Here is a 16,434-nt window from a genome sequence, read left to right as displayed (position 1 = left end):
AGTCTATCAGGGGGATGCCACCCGGAACGAATCGTCAGCGGTGCCCATGTAACTTTGCATCATCGCGGGTGGATGGTTGAGCGCCTCAACCGGACGGTGAAGACAGACTTTTCCCTCATCTAGATAAAGAAACTGAGAGGCAATGGCTTGAGCATCTTCAGGGTGGTGGGTGACCATCACCACGGTAGTGCCTTGCGCTTGGGCGGTACGCTTAACTAGCATCAGCATGTCTTTTTTTAGCGCGGGATCGAGTGCGGAGAAGGGCTCATCGAGCAGCAATAAAGGTTGGTTGCGTGCGATGCTTCTACCCAGTGCGATACGTTGTCGTTGCCCGCCTGACAATTGGCCGGGTAGGCGAGAGAGATAGTCGCTTAAGCCGACCGATTGCGCTGCCTGTTCAATGTTTTCCCGCTGGGTAGCGGTGAGTTTCAGTGATGGTGATAAGCCAATCGCCATATTGTCGAACACCGACAAATGGGTAAAGACATTATGCTCTTGGAACAAGATAGACAGTGGCCGCTGGTGGGCGGGGGTTGTTGTCACTGGCTTACCATCAATAGCAATCTCGCCACTATCAGGGGCAATCAACCCGGCAATCAGTGATAGTAAGGTGCTTTTGCCTGCCCCGCTGGGCCCGAGCACGGCCACAATCTCTCCAGGGGCGATATGGGCATCAAAGGTCATCCAATCTTGTTGGTAACTATACTGAACATCGGAAATCGTTAACATGCGTGTCTCCATTGGATAAGGCGCGTCAGTAGGGCATAACACCCCAAGCTGGTGAGCAGTAACAGCATCGCCGCGGCGGCGCCCGCTTCCATTTGGTAACTGCCCATTAAGCGAAACAAATACAGGGGCAGGGTTTGAAAGTTTTGACTACCAAATAAGGAGATGGCACTGAGATCGCCCATGGATAACACAAAACTCACCGCGACACCGCGCGCAATAGGTGCACGTAAACAGTCCCACTCAATCAGACGTAAACGCGTGATGCCTCTGACGCCTAAGGTGGCGCACAAGTTATGGTATGACTGAGCGAGCTGGAAGGCGGGGGCACTCAAGACCTTGATAAGATAAGGCAGCGCCATTAGGGCGTTCACGGTCATTACCAGCCACAGCGCTAAGCTGAATACGTTACTAAACTGGCGAAACAGCAAAAAAAGCCCGGTACTGAGCACGATACTTGGCACTACCAGGATGATGGCACCTAGCGTTTCTATCCCATCCGCCTGTTTTTTTCGTCCATGTAAGCGCCAGTGCCGACTGGCTAAGATCACCGCCACGGCTAACACAAAAGCAAAGGTGGTAGCGCCCGTGGCAATGAACAGCGAGTGCAGAGTTGCTTGCCACAATGCGCTATCGCCGAGCACCGCTAATGCGCTGGGGTTCAACCCGCGTGCAATCACCACGCCGAGAGGCGGTAACACCAGTAGCAAAACGAGGCCAATCCAAAGGCCATCCCAACACTTGGCCGCACGGCTATCCAAAGACGCAGGCAGCGGCAGCACTTCACTGGGTGTGCTCGGCAGCGGGCGCGTCAAGGTTTGCACGGTAAATGCGATGGCCCCGCATAGCAGCATTTGCCACAGCGCGAGGACAGCACCCGTTTGTAAATCGAAATCAAAATGAATGGCTTGGTAAATGGCCAGCTCGATGGTCGTCGCTTTCGGCCCGCCGCCCAGTGCCATGACAGTCGCGAAGCTGGTAAAGCACAACATAAATACTAGCCCCACGATATGAGGCAAGCTTTGGCGTAGATACGGCCATTCTAGGTGCTTAAAACGTTGCCAGCCTTTGAGCCCTAGCTGGGTAGCAAGACGGCGTTGATCGGCTGGGATCCCCTCTAAGGCTTGCACCATTAATTGGGCGGAAAAAGGGAGATTAAAAAACACATGGGCGAGTAAAATGCCACTTAAGCCATAAATAGAAAACGGCATAGCCGCATCGAAGTGCGCGAAAGCTTGTGCAATCCAGCCACTACGGCCATAGATAGCAACCAGTCCAAATACTCCCACCAAGACCGGCAGCACCAAGGTCATGGCGAATAACTTCAGCAGCCATGCCTTTGCTGGAAATTGTCGGCGAGACAGCGCATGAGCGACTGGCACTGCTAGCCCAACGCTAAGTACGACGGATAAAGCGGCCTGTTTAAAACTAAAGTAGGTGACATGACGCAAGTAGGTATCTTGCCATAAGGAGGCAAGTGACAAATCGTGGCTGTGAGAGAATAACGCCCAGAGTGCGCTGCCAATCAAAGCCACGACCAAGCTGGCCGCAATACTGCCCGGCCAGGTTCGAGAAGGGTTGAGCATCTTGGCTATTCAACCAGCGCGGTTTGCCAGTCACGCACCCATTGCTGGCGATTGCCCATCACTTCATCAGGCTGATACAGCAAGCTCTCTTGCGGTTTGTCCAAGGTGTAGAAGACATCAGGCAAGTTGACATCGGTGACCGGATACATCCACTGAGTGGTTGGGATCACCGACTGTGCCGCATCACTGAGCATAAATTGTAAAAACGCATCCGCACGTTCCGGCTGATCGGTATAGGCTGATTTAGCGGCGACTTCGATTTGCATATAGTGCCCCTCTTCAAACATAGCGGCGGCAAAGCGATCGTCTTCATCGGCCACTAAGTGGTAAGCCGGCGAGGTGGTGTAAGAGAGCACCATGTCCGCTTCTTTATTGAGGAACATGTTGTAAGCTTCGGTCCAGCCTTTGGTCACAGTGATCGTGTTATCGGCAAGATCGCGCCATGCTTGTTGATTATTATCGCCGTACACTTTTTGGATCCAAAGCATTAGCCCCTGGCCGACCGTTGATACGCGCGGATCTTGGTAAATCACACTGATGTCATCGCGCTCCTCAATCAAGGCTTTGAGGCTTTTGGGTGGGTCGAGCAAACGAGTAGTGTCATACACAAAGGCAAAATAGCCGTAATCGTAAGGGATAAAGTATTTGTTATCCCACCCGCCAGGCACTTGCAGGCGCTCGGTATTGACCGCGTGCTCGGCAACAATCCCACTGCGCTCGGCTTCTTTCATTAAGTTGGTATCCATACCGAGTACGATATCGGCTTGGGTGGTTTCTCCTTCAATGCGCAGGCGATTAAGTAAGGCGGCCCCATCGTCGAGAGACACAAACTCAAGTTGGCAATCGCATTGCTGTTCAAATTTCGCTTTAATTTTAGGCCCCGGCCCCCATTCAGCAATAAAGGAGTCATAGGTATAGACAGTAAGCGGGTCCGCGGCGCGGGCGCCGAGTGATAATAGCGATAAAGAAACCAGAGTGAGAACAGAGGTAAAAACTTTCACAGCACGCTCCTAAGTTGGGCGTGGGTGTTGAGGCAAGTTGATGGCAACATCAAGTCTCAATCCCTACGCCAGTGTTAGCTGGATCAGGTTCGATGGGTCTAGCGCAGTGCGCAATCTCAGCCGTGAGGCTCCCCAATGAGTACGGTGGTATTGTACTGATTGGCTTAGGGTTAACCAAGCCTTTTAGTTGCCGAGTTGGTTAAGGTCCCAGTTGTAGTTGTATTCCAGTGTTGCCTCTTGTGGCAATGGAATATCGCGATACTGGTTTATGTGAGCGATCACGCCTTGCTTATCGCCACCAAAGTCAGCTTCAAACCACTCATAAATTGAGGAAACTCGCCATTTTTCCCCTTGCTGACTCACGCCTTTATCACTGTTAATGAAGGTATAGGCGGCGTGCTCGAGCTGTGCATCAAGTGCACTTGCTTGAAAGGCTTGTGGCTGAAGGTTAGGACAGCCAAGGCTGGCACAGTTAACCGCATAGTGGGTACGCGGATCTTGCCAAAGCGGGCGTAAAATCCGGTGTTCGATATCGTTTAAAGTGAGCGGCTCGCCAGCGACGGTAACCACTTCATCATCCCAAGGGCCAAAGCTAAATAGCCCACCGAGTTTGGTGATGGAACGGACCGGGTAGTCGGCGATAATCAGTTTTACCGTGACCGCATTATAGAGGTTAACCCAATACGCGTATTGCTCGTCTTTGGTCAGGGTACGTGGGTCGCGCGCGGTGAGCATGTCAATGTAATGGTCGAGGGTTGCTTTGTCGTTATCCGTGACCGCGGCATAGTTAAATAAGGTGTGCTGCCCCTGAGATTGCAAATACTTATCGAGTAACACTTGCCAGCTGTGATGGGTAAACGTGGCTTGGCTGTCAGGGTTATGGGCATCCCACATTGCCCAGTAATCCGCTTTGGGCGCGGCTTGGCTGATGATCGGAAACACTAACCAGAGCAGAATTACCAAATGTTTTTGCATTGCCAGTCCTTAATGCGATCAAACCTTCTTTGAGACTAGACCAAGCGAGTCAGCGGTTGGTTTCATTGAGGATGGAAAAAATGGGTTGAAGCGCCAATAAGTACGGGTAACACCGCGCTTATTGGCGTTCTTGGAGGGCGTATTACACCAAAAAGTCTGGTATTTGTTTTTCAAAGCGTGAGATATCGGCTTCGTGCTGCAACGTCAGACCGATGCTATCTAACCCTTCCAACAGGCAATGACGGCGAAAATCATCCATCTGGAAGGCAAAGCAGTGTTCACCGGCACGGATGGTTTGGGCGGGCAAATCTAGCGTTACAGTCGCGCCTTCATTTTCTGCCACATACGTAAATAAAGCATCGATTTGGCCTTCTTCAAGGGTCACCGGCACCATTTGGTTATTAATGCAGTTGCCATAGAAAATATCGGCAAAACTGGGGGCGATAATCACTTTAAACCCGTAATCATCCAGCGCCCAAGGCGCATGCTCGCGGGATGAGCCACAGCCAAAATTCTCGCGGGTGAGCAAGACGCTAGCGCCTTGGTAACGTGCTTGGTTAAGCACGAACTCGGGGTTCGGTTGCTGGCCCGCATCGTCTAAAAAGCGCCAATCGTGAAACAGGTGCTGCCCAAAGCCGGTGCGGGTGACTTTTTGCAAAAACTGCTTAGGAATGATCGCATCGGTATCGACGTTCGCCGCATCCAACGGGGCAACAATGCCGGTATGAGTGTGTATGCCTGACATAAGGCCTCCTTATAATTGGTTAACGTCGACAAAATGGCCCGCAATCGCCGCCGCTGCGGCCATGGCTGGGCTGACCAAGTGGGTGCGGCCTTCACGGCCTTGACGCCCTTCAAAGTTGCGGTTACTGGTGGAGGCGCAGCGCTCTTTGGGGCCTAAGCGATCATTATTCATCGCCAAACACATTGAGCAGCCGGGCAAGCGCCATTCAAAGCCAGCGTCACGGAAAATGACATCCAGCCCTTCTTGCTCCGCCTGTGCCCGCACTTGCTCGGAGCCTGGCACCACCATGGCATGCACGCCCTCTGCCACACGTCGCCCTTTGGCGACTGCGGCGGCCGCACGCATGTCTTCAATCCGTGAGTTGGTGCAAGAGCCAATAAAGACTTTATCGATACGGATTTGGTTGATGGCTTGGCCGGGTGTCAGCCCCATATATTTTAATGCGCGTTCTGCCGAGTGACGTTCAATCGGATCGTTCATTGTCTCTGGGGCAGGCACGGTATCATGCACACTGACCACTTGGCCGGGGTTGGTGCCCCAGGTCACTTGATGGTGAATTTGACTGCCATCGAGGGTGACCACGCGATCAAACTGCGCATCGGCGTCCGAATGCAAGGTTTGCCAATAGGCGATTGCTTGCTGCCATTGCTCGCCTTTCGGGGCAAATTTCTTGTCTTTTAAATAGGCAAAGGTGGTGTCATCCGGGGCGATCAGGCCAGCTTTGGCGCCTAATTCGATTGCCATGTTGCACACCGTCATTCTCCCTTCCATCGACAAGTCGGTGATTGCGTCCCCGCAAAACTCCACCACATGCCCGGTGCCGCCGGCATGACCGACCTTGCCAATAATGGCTAGGACAATATCTTTGGCAGTGATCCCGGGGGCGGTTTTGCCCGTGACTTCAATTTTCATCGTGCGGGCGCGGGATTGCTTGAGCGTTTGGGTGGCCAGCACGTGCTCGACTTCTGAGGTACCAATGCCAAAGGCCAGTGCACCAAAAGCGCCGTGGGTTGCGGTGTGGGAGTCACCACAGACGATGGTGGTGCCGGGCAGGGTAATACCAAGTTCGGGGCCCATCACATGCACAATGCCTTGGTAAGGGTGATTCAAGTCATACAGGGTGACACCGAACTCTTCGCAGTTTTTGGCCAGTGTTTCCATTTGGATACGCGCCATTTCCCCTGACGCGTTAATGTCTTTGGTTTCGGTGGAGACATTGTGATCCATGGTGGCGAAGGTTTTACTCACTTGGCGCACCGGACGCCCTTTTTCCCGCAGACCATCAAAGGCTTGTGGTGAGGTCACTTCGTGCACCAAATGGCGGTCGATATACAGCAGCGGCGCTTCGCCGGGCTGCTCGGTGACAATATGGGCTTGATGAATTTTTTCGTACAAGGTCTTGGCGCCTTGCTGGGTGTTTGCATTCGACATAGCTCGTATCCTTACGGGTAATTATTCTGCGCCTTGGCGGATATAGGCGGCGATACGATCGCCCATTTGTTCGGTACTGAGGGCAGGATGGTTGCCCGCCAGATCAGCGGTCAGCTCACCGGCCGCCAGTGCTTGGCTGACCGCATGCTCAATCGCACAGGCCGCGTCTTCTTCGCCTAACGAGTAGCGTAACATTAGCGCGGCGGAGAGAATTTGCGCCACTGGGTTGGCGATATTTTTACCCGCAATATCGGGGGCAGAGCCGCCGGCGGGCTCATACAAACCAAATTTACTCGCGTTCAAGCTCGCAGATGGCAGCATGCCCATTGAGCCGGTGATCATTGCGCACTCATCGGAGATGATGTCGCCGAAAATGTTCGAGCACAGCATCACATCAAATTGTGACGGGTCTTTAATCAGCTGCATGGTGGCGTTGTCGATATACATATGGCTCAAGTGGACATCCGGATAGTCCTTGGCCACCTCTTCCACCACTTCACGCCATAGCATTGAGCTTTGCAGTACATTGGCTTTATCGATTGAGCACACTTGCTTATTACGCAACTGAGCCGATTGGAAGGCAATGCGGGCGATACGCTCAATTTCATAGCGATGATAAACTTCCGTATCAAACGCTTTTTCCTCGCGGCCTTCACCTTCACGTCCTTTGGGCTCACCAAAGTAAATCCCACCGGTTAGCTCTCGCACCACCACGATGTTAAAGCCTTTGTCGGCAATGTCGGCGCGCAGCGGGCAAAAGCCTTCGAGACCAGTGTGGATTTGTGCCGGACGCAAGTTACAAAACAGCCCAAAGTGTTTGCGTAATGGCAGCAAGGCACCGCGCTCAGGTTGCTCGGTTGGCGGTAAATGCTCCCACTTTGGGCCGCCCACTGAACCAAATAAAATTGCATCGGCTTTTTCACACCCAGCCAAGGTTTGTGCGGGCAGCGGCGAGCCATGGGCATCAATCGCGGCACCGCCCACAGGATAGTGGTGACGTTCCAAAGTGAGTGAGAATCGCTCGCTAACCGCATCAAGCACCTTCTCGGCTTGCGTCATGACTTCGGGGCCGATACCGTCACCGGGCAAAATAGCAATCTGATGTGCGCTGGCCATGGTTATACTGTCTCCTGTTTTAAGTGGGATTGTTCCTTAATCTGGGCGATTTTGTCGGCGCGATAAATGGCATTGATCACATGCAGTAGCGCTTCACCTGAGGCTTCGATAATGTCGGTCGACACCCCGGTGCCGTGATATTTACGGCCCTTGTAGTTAGCAATGATGTCGGCTTGGCCGAGACCATCTTCTCCTTCCCCTTTGGCGGTCAGATCGAATTTATCCAGTTCAATGTCATAGCCGGTAATGCGGTAGATGCACTGATAAAGGGCATCGACGGGGCCGTTACCAATCGCCGCCTCGCGTTTCTCTTCGTCGCCACATTGCAACTTGATGCTGGTGGTCGCCATTAGGCTGCCCGATTGCACGCCTAAATAGTTCAGCTTGTAGAAGTCGTCCTCTTCTTTGAGGTTGTTGAAGAACATCAAGGCTTCTAAGTCATAATCGAACACCTGACCTTTACGATCTGCCAGCTGCAAGAAAGATTGATACAAGGTGTCTAAATCGTAATCTTGTTGGTCGTAGCCAAGGTTATCCATGTGGCTTTTCACTGCGGCACGGCCGGAACGGCTGGTCAGATTAAGCGCCTTTTTGCCCAAACCAATCGACTCTGGGGTCATGATTTCGTAGGTGTTTTTGTTTTTCAGCATGCCATCTTGGTGGATGCCGGAGGAGTGGCTAAAGGCATTGGCACCGACCACGGCTTTATTGGGTTGGATTGGCATGTTGCAAAGCTGACTAACTAACTTGCTGGTGCGGGCAATTTCGGTGTGGTTCAATCCTGTTTCTACGCCTAACAAGTCAGCGCGGGTTTTCAAGATCATCGCAATCTCTTCCAGCGCGCAGTTCCCCGCACGTTCACCGATGCCATTGATAGTGCCTTCCACTTGGCGAGCGCCGGCTTGAACCGCGGCAATAGAGTTGGCGACCGACATCCCTAAGTCATCATGACAATGGACAGAGATCACGGCTTTGTCGATATTCGGTACGCGGTTAAACAAGGTCGCAATGATATCGCCGAATTCACTCGGCACTGTGTAACCCACCGTATCTGGGATATTGACGGTGGTCGCACCGGCATCAATCGCCGCTTCGACCATACGGCACAGATTATCTATCGGGGTGCGCCCGGCATCTTCGCAGGAAAACTCCACATCGTCCGTGTATTGGCGTGCATGCTTAACGGCGCGCACCCCCATCTCGACCACGTCATCGTAGCTGCGGCGAAGCTTATCTTTGACATGGATGGTTGAGGTGGACAAAAAAGTGTGGATACGAAAGGCGTCAGCGGCTTTGAGGGATTCGGCGGCCACATCTATGTCTTTAGGAACCGCGCGAGACAAGGCACAGACACGTGCATGTTGCATGTGCTCGGCAATGGTGCGCACGGATTCAAAATCGCCCGGTGAGGAGACCGGAAAACCGGCTTCAATAATGTCTATCTTCAAGCGGTCCAAGGCTTGGGCGATCTGCAATTTCTCTTTGACGGTTAAACTTGCTGACAGCGCCTGCTCGCCGTCGCGTAAGGTGGTATCAAACAGAATGACTTGGCTGTTCTCGCTCATGGGTGACTCCCTGTTGTGTTTGCTTGGCCGCTTTGAAGGGCTCTTTAATTGGCGCTTGATGTTATTTTGGCGACGTTAGATACAAAAAAACCCGCGTCTGGCGCGGGTTTTTGAGATTTGGCATTCACTGTTTTCTGCCCAAAACCTACCCGCGCGACTGGGTCACGATAAGGAGGAGGATGAGGCGTAGGTGAAACAGTGTCATGCTGATGTCCGTCAGTAAATATTCTGTTACCAGAAATAACAGAGCGATGGGGAAAGCGTCAATCTGAAAAAAACAAAACCCGTTTTCTGCGCAATATAATGGTAAAAAACTGGTTAATTAAACTGGTTTTAAAACTAAAAGTTAGATTTTTGTACTGTGCTCTGGCGCGGCTTTGTCCAGTCTTCATTATTTTTACTTGTCCCAACGTGCCTGAGCTCAAGCGGCGACGTAAATTCATCGAGATGACCCAATAACGTCACCGACCTGTCATACCGGCTGACTAGAGTTTAACCATCAGCTCGCCGCATTGGGAGGCAGGATGAGAAGCTTTACCGCGATTCAACGCTTCGACCACACGGTGTCGACACTGTGTTTATCTCACCGCTTTAGCGCTGGCACAGCGAAAATAGCCCGTGCCGTTTCCCGTTCAGGTGACGGGCCACTCTATCTGGTGATTGGCTTTACTGCATGGTGGCTTCATGAGGCGGTCGGGCTCTGGTTTTTGCTCACAGGATTGACGGCTTTTGCCATCGAACTCCCGATCTATTGGGTACTTAAACGCAGCTTTCGGCGCGCACGTCCTTCGCAGTTACCTGCCTTTATCACGCCTTCCGATCTTTACAGTATGCCATCAGGCCACACGGCCGCGGCTTTTCTCATGGCCTCATTGCTGAGCACCTTTTTTCCTTCGTTAACCCTTTTGGTGTTCATCTGGGCCAGCCTAATCGGTATTTCGCGCGTGTTACTGGGCGTGCACTTTGTGAGCGATATCGTGGTTGGCGCTGGGTTAGGGCTGCTGTGCGCGACGTTGGCACACAGTATCACTTTCGATCTTTACGGAATAACAGGTATTTAATGAAGCTTTTATACGGTGTTCAGGGAACCGGTAACGGGCATATATCGCGAGCCCGCGCCATGGCTCGTGCCTTGGCCGGATACGATGTCGAGGTCGATTTTGTTTTTTCTGGGCGGCCAGCCGAGCGTTATTTTGATATGGCGCCATTTGGTGACTTTCGCACGTTCACCGGCATGAGCTTTGTCAGCCGTGATGGCAAAATTGATATGTTAGCCACCGCGCGACACAATCGTTTTACACAGCTACGACGCGATATTCGCCAGCTTGATGTATCAGGCTACGATAAGGTTATCTCTGATTTTGAACCCATCAGTGCGTGGGCGTCGCGCCGGCAAGGGGTGCCATCGGTGGCCATCAGCCACCAAGCGGCGTTTTCTCACGCGGTGCCCAAACATGGGGAAACGCTGATCAATCGCATGATCATGCGTTATTTTGCGCCAACCGACTATGCCATTGGCTTGCATTGGTATCACTTTAACCAACCGATTTTACCCCCAATTATTGATACCACTCCGGTAGATAAAGCGGTGACATCGTCCACTGCGGAGAGGGCGGTGCTGGTGTATCTCCCCTTTGAATCTTTATCTGCAGTCAGTGAGCTTCTGTTGCGCTTTAGCCAACCTTTTATCTGCTTTCACCCCGAGGTTAATGCCCCCTACCAACGTGAAAACCTTACGCTAATGCCCTTAGGCAAAGAAAGCTTTCACACGGCGCTGCATCAGTGCCAGGGCGTGATCGCAAATGGGGGATTTGAGCTTCCATCGGAGGCATTAAGTTTAGGGAAAAAGCTCCTTTTAAAGCCATTGTCTGGTCAGTTTGAACAGTTGAGTAATGTCGCAACACTTTCTCAGCTTGGGCTAGCACACAGTATGGATAGCTTGAATGCGAGCGCGGTACGTGAATGGCTGCAGGCACCGGCGGTGGGCGCGATTGGGTACCCAGATGTTGCTCAAGCATTGGCGGAGTGGCTGGTAAAAGGAGAGTTAAATCAGACACGTAGCCTGTTTCACCATCTATGGGATCAGGTTGACTATCCAGAAACGGTTGAGGAGTCGATTTTGGACTTTAATCGCTCATCAATGCGCATGGATCCACACCCACTCAGGTTGCAACGCTTGATTCGGTAGTGCGATGTGCGGCGCGCGCCGATAAGCTGCTTCCACAAGGCTGAATCACGTTTTTACATTTTTGCTAGAGCATTCACTCAATTTCTCTTGAGTTTGATGGTGCGCTCGGTAAACTCGCTGTCATTATTGAGCGTACATGTGTTCGCCAAACGGCGAGCCAAGAGAGACTCCGTGAACACCCAAAACCATATCGTCACGCGCATTCGCGATCAGATTGCCGCCCAAAATGAACGCGAAGCAATCCGCTTCCAACAAGACACGCAATGGATAAGCATTAGTTGGCGCCAGCTAGGCGAACGCATCGATCAGCTGTCACGCTGCTTACTCAACGCTGGCTGTCAGGTGCAGCAAACCGTCGCCATTTTTGCGCCGAACAGCGAAAAATGGGCAATGTTGGACTATGCCGCGTTGCAAATTCGCGCCGTACCTGTGCCGATTTACGCAACTAGCACCGCCCAGCAAGCCGCACACATTATCAATGATGCAGACGTACAGTGGATTTTTGCCGGTGACGAACAACTGGAGAGCGCGGTTACTGCCCTTGAACACTGCCCCAACGTCAAAGGGGTGGTTGCCCTAAGTCAAGAGACGGCGGTTCCCGCGCATCCCAAGGTGTGGGATTGGGCCAGCTGGCTATTGCAAGACGATCGCGGCTATCAAGCCGAGTTAGACGCGCGCATTGACGGACGATGCATGGACGATCTGACCACCTTGATTTATACCTCCGGCACTACGGGCGATCCGAAAGGGGTGATGCTGGATTATGCCAATGTGGCGGCGCAGTTGGATGTGCACGATCAAGTATTGGCACTAAGCCCCGATGATGTCTCTTTGGCCTTTTTGCCGCTTTCTCATGTGTTTGAGCGCGCATGGAGCTATTACGTCCTTCACCGCGGGGCGGTCAATTGCTATCTCTCCAACCCGCTTCAGGTGCGTGATGCATTGGCCGAGGTCAAACCGACGGTAATGTGTGCGGTACCGCGTTTTTATGAAAAAATCCATGGCGCTATCCACGACAAACTCAGTCGGGCCACCGGCGTTAAACCGCATTTATTCCGATGGGCACTGCGCCAAGGTGAGCGTCATGCTGCGCAATTACGCACCGGCCAGTCTCCGTCTTGGTGTCAGCAATGGCAATTGGCGTTGGCCGACAAGCTGGTGCTCAGTAAGTTACGTGCGCTATAGGTGGCAAGATGCGTTTGATGCCATGCGGTGGGGCGCGTCTTGACCCCGAAATCGGCGCGTTTTTCCACGCGATAGGCATTAACGTCAAGCTCGGTTATGGCATGACCGAAACCACCGCCACGGTTTCTTGCTGGGACGATACCCGCTTTGATCCCCAATCGATTGGCCATCCGATGCCAGGGGCAGAGGTGCGAATTGGGACGGACGATGAAATTCAAGTCCGTGGGCCGATGGTAATGCGGGGTTACTTTAATCAGCCTGATGCGACTGCCGCCACCTTTACCGAGGATGGCTTTTTGAAAACCGGCGATGCGGGGTATCTTGATGCCAAGGGCAACGTATTTATCACTGACCGAATCAAAGAGTTGATGAAAACCTCAGGCGGTAAGTACATCGCACCACAGCGGGTGGAAGGCGCTTTGGTGCGCGATCATTTTATCGATCAGATTGCGGTGGTGGCCGAGGCGCGTCATTTTGTATCGGCCTTGATTGTGCCTTGCTTCGATGCCTTAGAAGAGTGGGCGCGGGCGGCCAATATCGAATATCAAAATCGCAAAGAGCTGCTAAAACACGCCGATGTCGTGGCCTTGTTTGAAAAGCGTTTGCAGAGCTTACAACATGAATTGGCCAAATTTGAGCAAGTCAAACGCTTTACCTTGTTGCCACAGGGCTTTTGCATGCACAGTGGCGAGCTCACGCCGACCATGAAACTGCGCCGCAAAGTGATCCTTTCACGTTACCAACATCACATTGACACCATGTATCAACGTTAGTCCTGATGCATCAAAGCGGGGGAAGGTTTCTCATGGCTGAGAATCTTCCTTTGTTTTCGTTATTTGTATGCCTTTTCCCCCTTTTTCCTCCCCACGCCTGAATAGCAAATCTGGCAAAGTGTCGATTTTATAGTGGATGTTTCCAATTTATTCCCCCGTGGTCAGCGTAAACCAGCAACATTCACTCAACATTTAGATTAAAAATGTAAATACTGATTAGCTAATAGACAGTTTTGCAAATAAAACGTTACATTGATTGCAGCTTCATCCGAAGCAGGCCAAGTGACAATCTAACGCCGCCTTACCGCCAGTATTTGGTTCAGATGTCCGCGTGGTGAGTGACCACCAGTACATCCAAGAGTAAGGGGCAGGATTAGGCTAAAAGTAAGTCCTAACTATGCAAACAGGGAGGCGTAGAGTGGAAATGTTATCCGGTGCCGAGATGATCGTGCGCTCCATGATCGATCAAGGTGTAAAACATATTTTTGGCTATCCAGGCGGGTCGGTACTGGATATTTACGACGCATTACACGAAAAAAGTGATATCGACCATGTGTTGGTGCGCCACGAACAAGCCGCGGTACACATGGCCGATGGTTATGCGCGCGCCACGGGGGAAGTGGGCGTGGTTCTGGTCACGTCAGGCCCAGGGGCAACCAATGCCATTACCGGCATTGCCACCGCGTATATGGACTCGATCCCCATGGTGGTGTTTTCTGGCCAAGTCATGAGCGGCCTGATTGGTAATGATGCCTTCCAAGAGTGTGACATGGTGGGGATCTCCCGCCCGGTGGTCAAACACAGCTTTTTAGTCCAGCGCGCCGAAGATATTCCCAATATTGTAAAAAAAGCTTTTTATCTTGCCGCGACAGGACGTCCTGGCCCTGTGGTGGTGGACATCCCCAAAGACATGCTGAATCCGGCGCAAAAGCATCCGTATCAGTATCCTGACAGTGTGCGTATGCGCTCTTACAACCCGACCACGTCAGGGCACAAAGGTCAGATCAAACGTGGCTTAAAAGCGCTACTGGCAGCGAAAAAGCCGGTGCTATACGTCGGTGGTGGGGCCATCATGGCCGACTGCGGCGAGCAAATTCGCCAGTTGTCAGAAAGTCTAAACATCCCCGTCGTTAGCACCTTGATGGGGCTGGGGGCGTTTCCCGGCACCCATGATCACGCGCTAGGGATGCTGGGCATGCATGGCACCTACGAAGCGAACATGGCTATGCACCAAGCCGATCTGATTTTTGGTATTGGTGTTCGTTTTGACGATCGTACCACCAACAATCTAGAAAAATACTGCCCCGATGCCACCATCATGCACATTGATGTGGATCCTTCCAGCATTTCTAAAACCGTGGCCGCAGATATTCCCATCGTCGGCTCGGCGGATGCGGTATTAAATAGCATGCTCAAATTGCTGGTGGAGCAAGGCGGCAATAACGACAGCGATGCGATCAGCACCTGGTGGCACAATATTCAGATTTGGCGTGAGCGCCAATGTTTGCAATATGTCGCTGATCCTGAGCGGATTAAACCCCAGCAAGTGATTGAAACCTTGTATCGCCTCACCCATGGCGAGGCGTATGTGACCTCAGACGTCGGCCAGCATCAAATGTTTGCGGCACTCTATTATCCGTTTGATAAACCACGTCGTTGGATTAACTCCGGCGGCTTGGGCACCATGGGCTTTGGGCTACCCGCCGCCATGGGGGTGAAGTTTGCGCTGCCGGACGCGCAGGTGGTGTGTGTCACCGGTGATGGCAGTATTCAAATGAACATTCAGGAGCTGTCGACGGCATTGCAATACGACATTCCGGTGGTGATCGTCAACCTCAACAACCGTTTCCTCGGGATGGTCAAACAATGGCAGGACATGATTTATCAAGGCCGCCACTCGCACTCTTATATGGACTCGGTGCCGGACTTCGCTGCGATCACTGAGGCCTATGGTCATGTGGGGATGCGCATCAATCATCCGTCCGAGCTGGAAGCGGGCTTAGAGGCAGCCCTGGCGATGAAAGATCGCTTGGTCTTTGTCGATATCAATGTTGATGAAACCGAGCACGTTTATCCGATGCAGGTACGCGGTGGGGCGATGAATGAAATGTGGTTGAGCAAAACGGAGAGAACCTAATGCGCAGTATTGTATCGGTTTTAATGGAAAACGAGCCAGGTGCCTTGTCGCGCGTGGTGGGCTTATTCTCTCAGCGTGGCTACAACATTGAATCACTCACGGTGTCACCGACGGATGACGCAACCTTATCGCGCTTGAATATCACCACCTCGGTGGTGAGCGACGCGGACCGCGAGCAAATCGAAAAGCACCTGCACAAGCTGATTGATGTGCTGAAAGTAAGCAATGTGACTGAAAGCGATCATATTGAGCGCGAGCTGGCGTTGGTGAAGGTGAAAGCCAGCGGCTTTGCCCGCGCGGAGGTAAAACGCACCGCCGATATTTTCCGCGGTCAGATTGTGGATGTGACGCACTCGCTCTACACCGTGCAGTTGACGGGTGACAGTGACAAGTTAGATGCCTTTATTCGCGCGGTCGGTGAGATTACCGAGATCATTGAGGTGGCACGCAGCGGTGTGGTTGGCATCGCACGCGGCGAGCGAGCGTTGCGTCAGTAACCAAAGCCACTGATCGTTGTGAGAGAAATGGCATGATATACCATGAAAGCAAGGCATCCATGATGGTATTGGGTTCGTAGCCACAACCTGATTTCCCTACTACAAGAAAACTTACTCACATGCAACAAACCACACTTTGCGGCTCCCCCACTGCTAAAGTGTGGTTTGTGTCTTTTCAGGTGTTTAGACTAACAAGCTGGCTAAAAACGTAGGTAAGCATCATGAGTAACACCCCAATTGTCGTATCTGTTCTCGCATTAGTGTTGGTCGGGATGCTGTTTGGCTTAAATTTCCAAGTCAGTGAATCCGCCGTTACATTTTTCAATACCATGGGTACCACGCTGTCTGGTGTTGGTGCCGCGGCAGCAGCATATATTTCATATTTGTCTATTGGAGAATGGAGGCAACAAACAAAACATTCCTTATTGTATGGTTACCTATCTGAACTTGAAGACCTATTATTAGATTTACGAAGAGACTTTGAAAAAGAGGCCTTCCCTGATTCATCT

Annotated in this window: 13 protein-coding genes, 1 pseudogene and 1 riboswitch; of the genes and pseudogenes, 6 read left to right on the top strand and 8 right to left on the bottom strand. The window is 52.1% G+C overall.

Translation table 11 applies throughout. The features are described from left to right. Positions 1-6: 6 nt before the first annotated feature. The 8 genes from thiQ to leuA form a co-directional block, all read right to left on the bottom strand. On the bottom strand, positions 7-729 hold the full coding sequence (thiQ, locus tag BZG73_RS03850; protein WP_077667647.1) for a thiamine ABC transporter ATP-binding protein: 723 nt from the start codon (positions 727-729) through the stop codon (positions 7-9). After that, positions 723-2,312: a thiamine/thiamine pyrophosphate ABC transporter permease gene (gene thiP, locus BZG73_RS03845; protein ID WP_046074267.1), complete on the bottom strand. Its 1,590-nt coding sequence runs from the start codon at positions 2,310-2,312 to the stop codon at positions 723-725. Before thiP ends, thiQ begins: the two co-directional genes overlap by 7 nt. A 5-nt stretch (positions 2,313-2,317) precedes the next feature. Beyond that, the gene (thiB, locus tag BZG73_RS03840) at positions 2,318-3,313 is read right to left on the bottom strand and encodes a thiamine ABC transporter substrate binding subunit (protein WP_077667646.1); all 996 of its coding nucleotides are present in this window, start codon (positions 3,311-3,313) and stop codon (positions 2,318-2,320) included. Positions 3,314-3,356: 43 nt separating this feature from the next. After that, a riboswitch (TPP riboswitch) is annotated at positions 3,357-3,458 on the bottom strand. A gap of 38 nt (positions 3,459-3,496) precedes the next feature. Further along, the gene (locus BZG73_RS03835; protein WP_077667645.1) at positions 3,497-4,288 is read right to left on the bottom strand and encodes a DUF547 domain-containing protein; all 792 of its coding nucleotides are present in this window, start codon (positions 4,286-4,288) and stop codon (positions 3,497-3,499) included. Positions 4,289-4,430: 142 nt separating this feature from the next. Beyond that, the gene (gene leuD, locus BZG73_RS03830; RefSeq protein WP_077606379.1) at positions 4,431-5,033 is read right to left on the bottom strand and encodes a 3-isopropylmalate dehydratase small subunit; all 603 of its coding nucleotides are present in this window, start codon (positions 5,031-5,033) and stop codon (positions 4,431-4,433) included. A gap of 9 nt (positions 5,034-5,042) precedes the next feature. Further along, positions 5,043-6,464, bottom strand: a complete 1,422-nt coding sequence (leuC, locus tag BZG73_RS03825) for a 3-isopropylmalate dehydratase large subunit (protein ID WP_077667644.1) — start codon at positions 6,462-6,464, stop codon at positions 5,043-5,045. Positions 6,465-6,485: 21 nt separating this feature from the next. Beyond that, positions 6,486-7,580: a 3-isopropylmalate dehydrogenase gene (gene leuB, locus BZG73_RS03820; RefSeq protein ID WP_046074262.1), complete on the bottom strand. Its 1,095-nt coding sequence runs from the start codon at positions 7,578-7,580 to the stop codon at positions 6,486-6,488. 2 nt (positions 7,581-7,582) lie between these two features. After that, positions 7,583-9,145 carry a 2-isopropylmalate synthase gene (gene leuA / locus BZG73_RS03815; RefSeq protein ID WP_046074261.1) on the bottom strand — a complete coding sequence of 521 codons (1,563 nt, stop codon included), beginning with the start codon at positions 9,143-9,145 and terminating at the stop codon, positions 7,583-7,585. A 524-nt stretch (positions 9,146-9,669) separates the two neighbouring features. Between leuA and BZG73_RS03810 the strand changes: the two genes are divergently transcribed. The 6 genes and pseudogenes from BZG73_RS03810 to BZG73_RS03785 form a co-directional block, all read left to right on the top strand. Beyond that, on the top strand, positions 9,670-10,206 hold the full coding sequence (locus BZG73_RS03810; protein WP_046074260.1) for a phosphatase PAP2 family protein: 537 nt from the start codon (positions 9,670-9,672) through the stop codon (positions 10,204-10,206). Next, on the top strand, positions 10,206-11,333 hold the full coding sequence (locus BZG73_RS03805) for an MJ1255/VC2487 family glycosyltransferase (RefSeq protein ID WP_077667643.1): 1,128 nt from the start codon (positions 10,206-10,208) through the stop codon (positions 11,331-11,333). The genes BZG73_RS03810 and BZG73_RS03805 overlap by 1 nt, the downstream gene beginning before the upstream one ends. Before the next feature lie 171 nt (positions 11,334-11,504). Then, positions 11,505-13,291 (top strand): annotated as a pseudogene (locus BZG73_RS03800) (AMP-dependent synthetase/ligase). A gap of 418 nt (positions 13,292-13,709) precedes the next feature. Then, positions 13,710-15,428, top strand: coding sequence for an acetolactate synthase 3 large subunit (locus BZG73_RS03795; protein ID WP_077606375.1), 1,719 nt, complete (start codon positions 13,710-13,712; stop codon positions 15,426-15,428). Further along, complete coding sequence (gene ilvN, locus BZG73_RS03790) at positions 15,428-15,925, top strand: acetolactate synthase small subunit (protein ID WP_046074256.1); 498 nt, start codon at positions 15,428-15,430, stop codon at positions 15,923-15,925. Before BZG73_RS03795 ends, ilvN begins: the two co-directional genes overlap by 1 nt. Positions 15,926-16,146: 221 nt before the next feature. Further along, a partial coding sequence (locus tag BZG73_RS03785) for a hypothetical protein (RefSeq protein ID WP_131826184.1) occupies positions 16,147-16,434 on the top strand: 288 nt, incomplete at its 3' end.

Origin of the sequence: Salinivibrio siamensis, assembly GCF_001996005.1 — a bacterium.
Taxonomy (GTDB): domain Bacteria; phylum Pseudomonadota; class Gammaproteobacteria; order Enterobacterales; family Vibrionaceae; genus Salinivibrio; species Salinivibrio siamensis.
The sequence above is the reverse complement of the archived record's forward strand: the minus strand, read 5'-3'. Positions and strand labels throughout refer to the sequence as shown.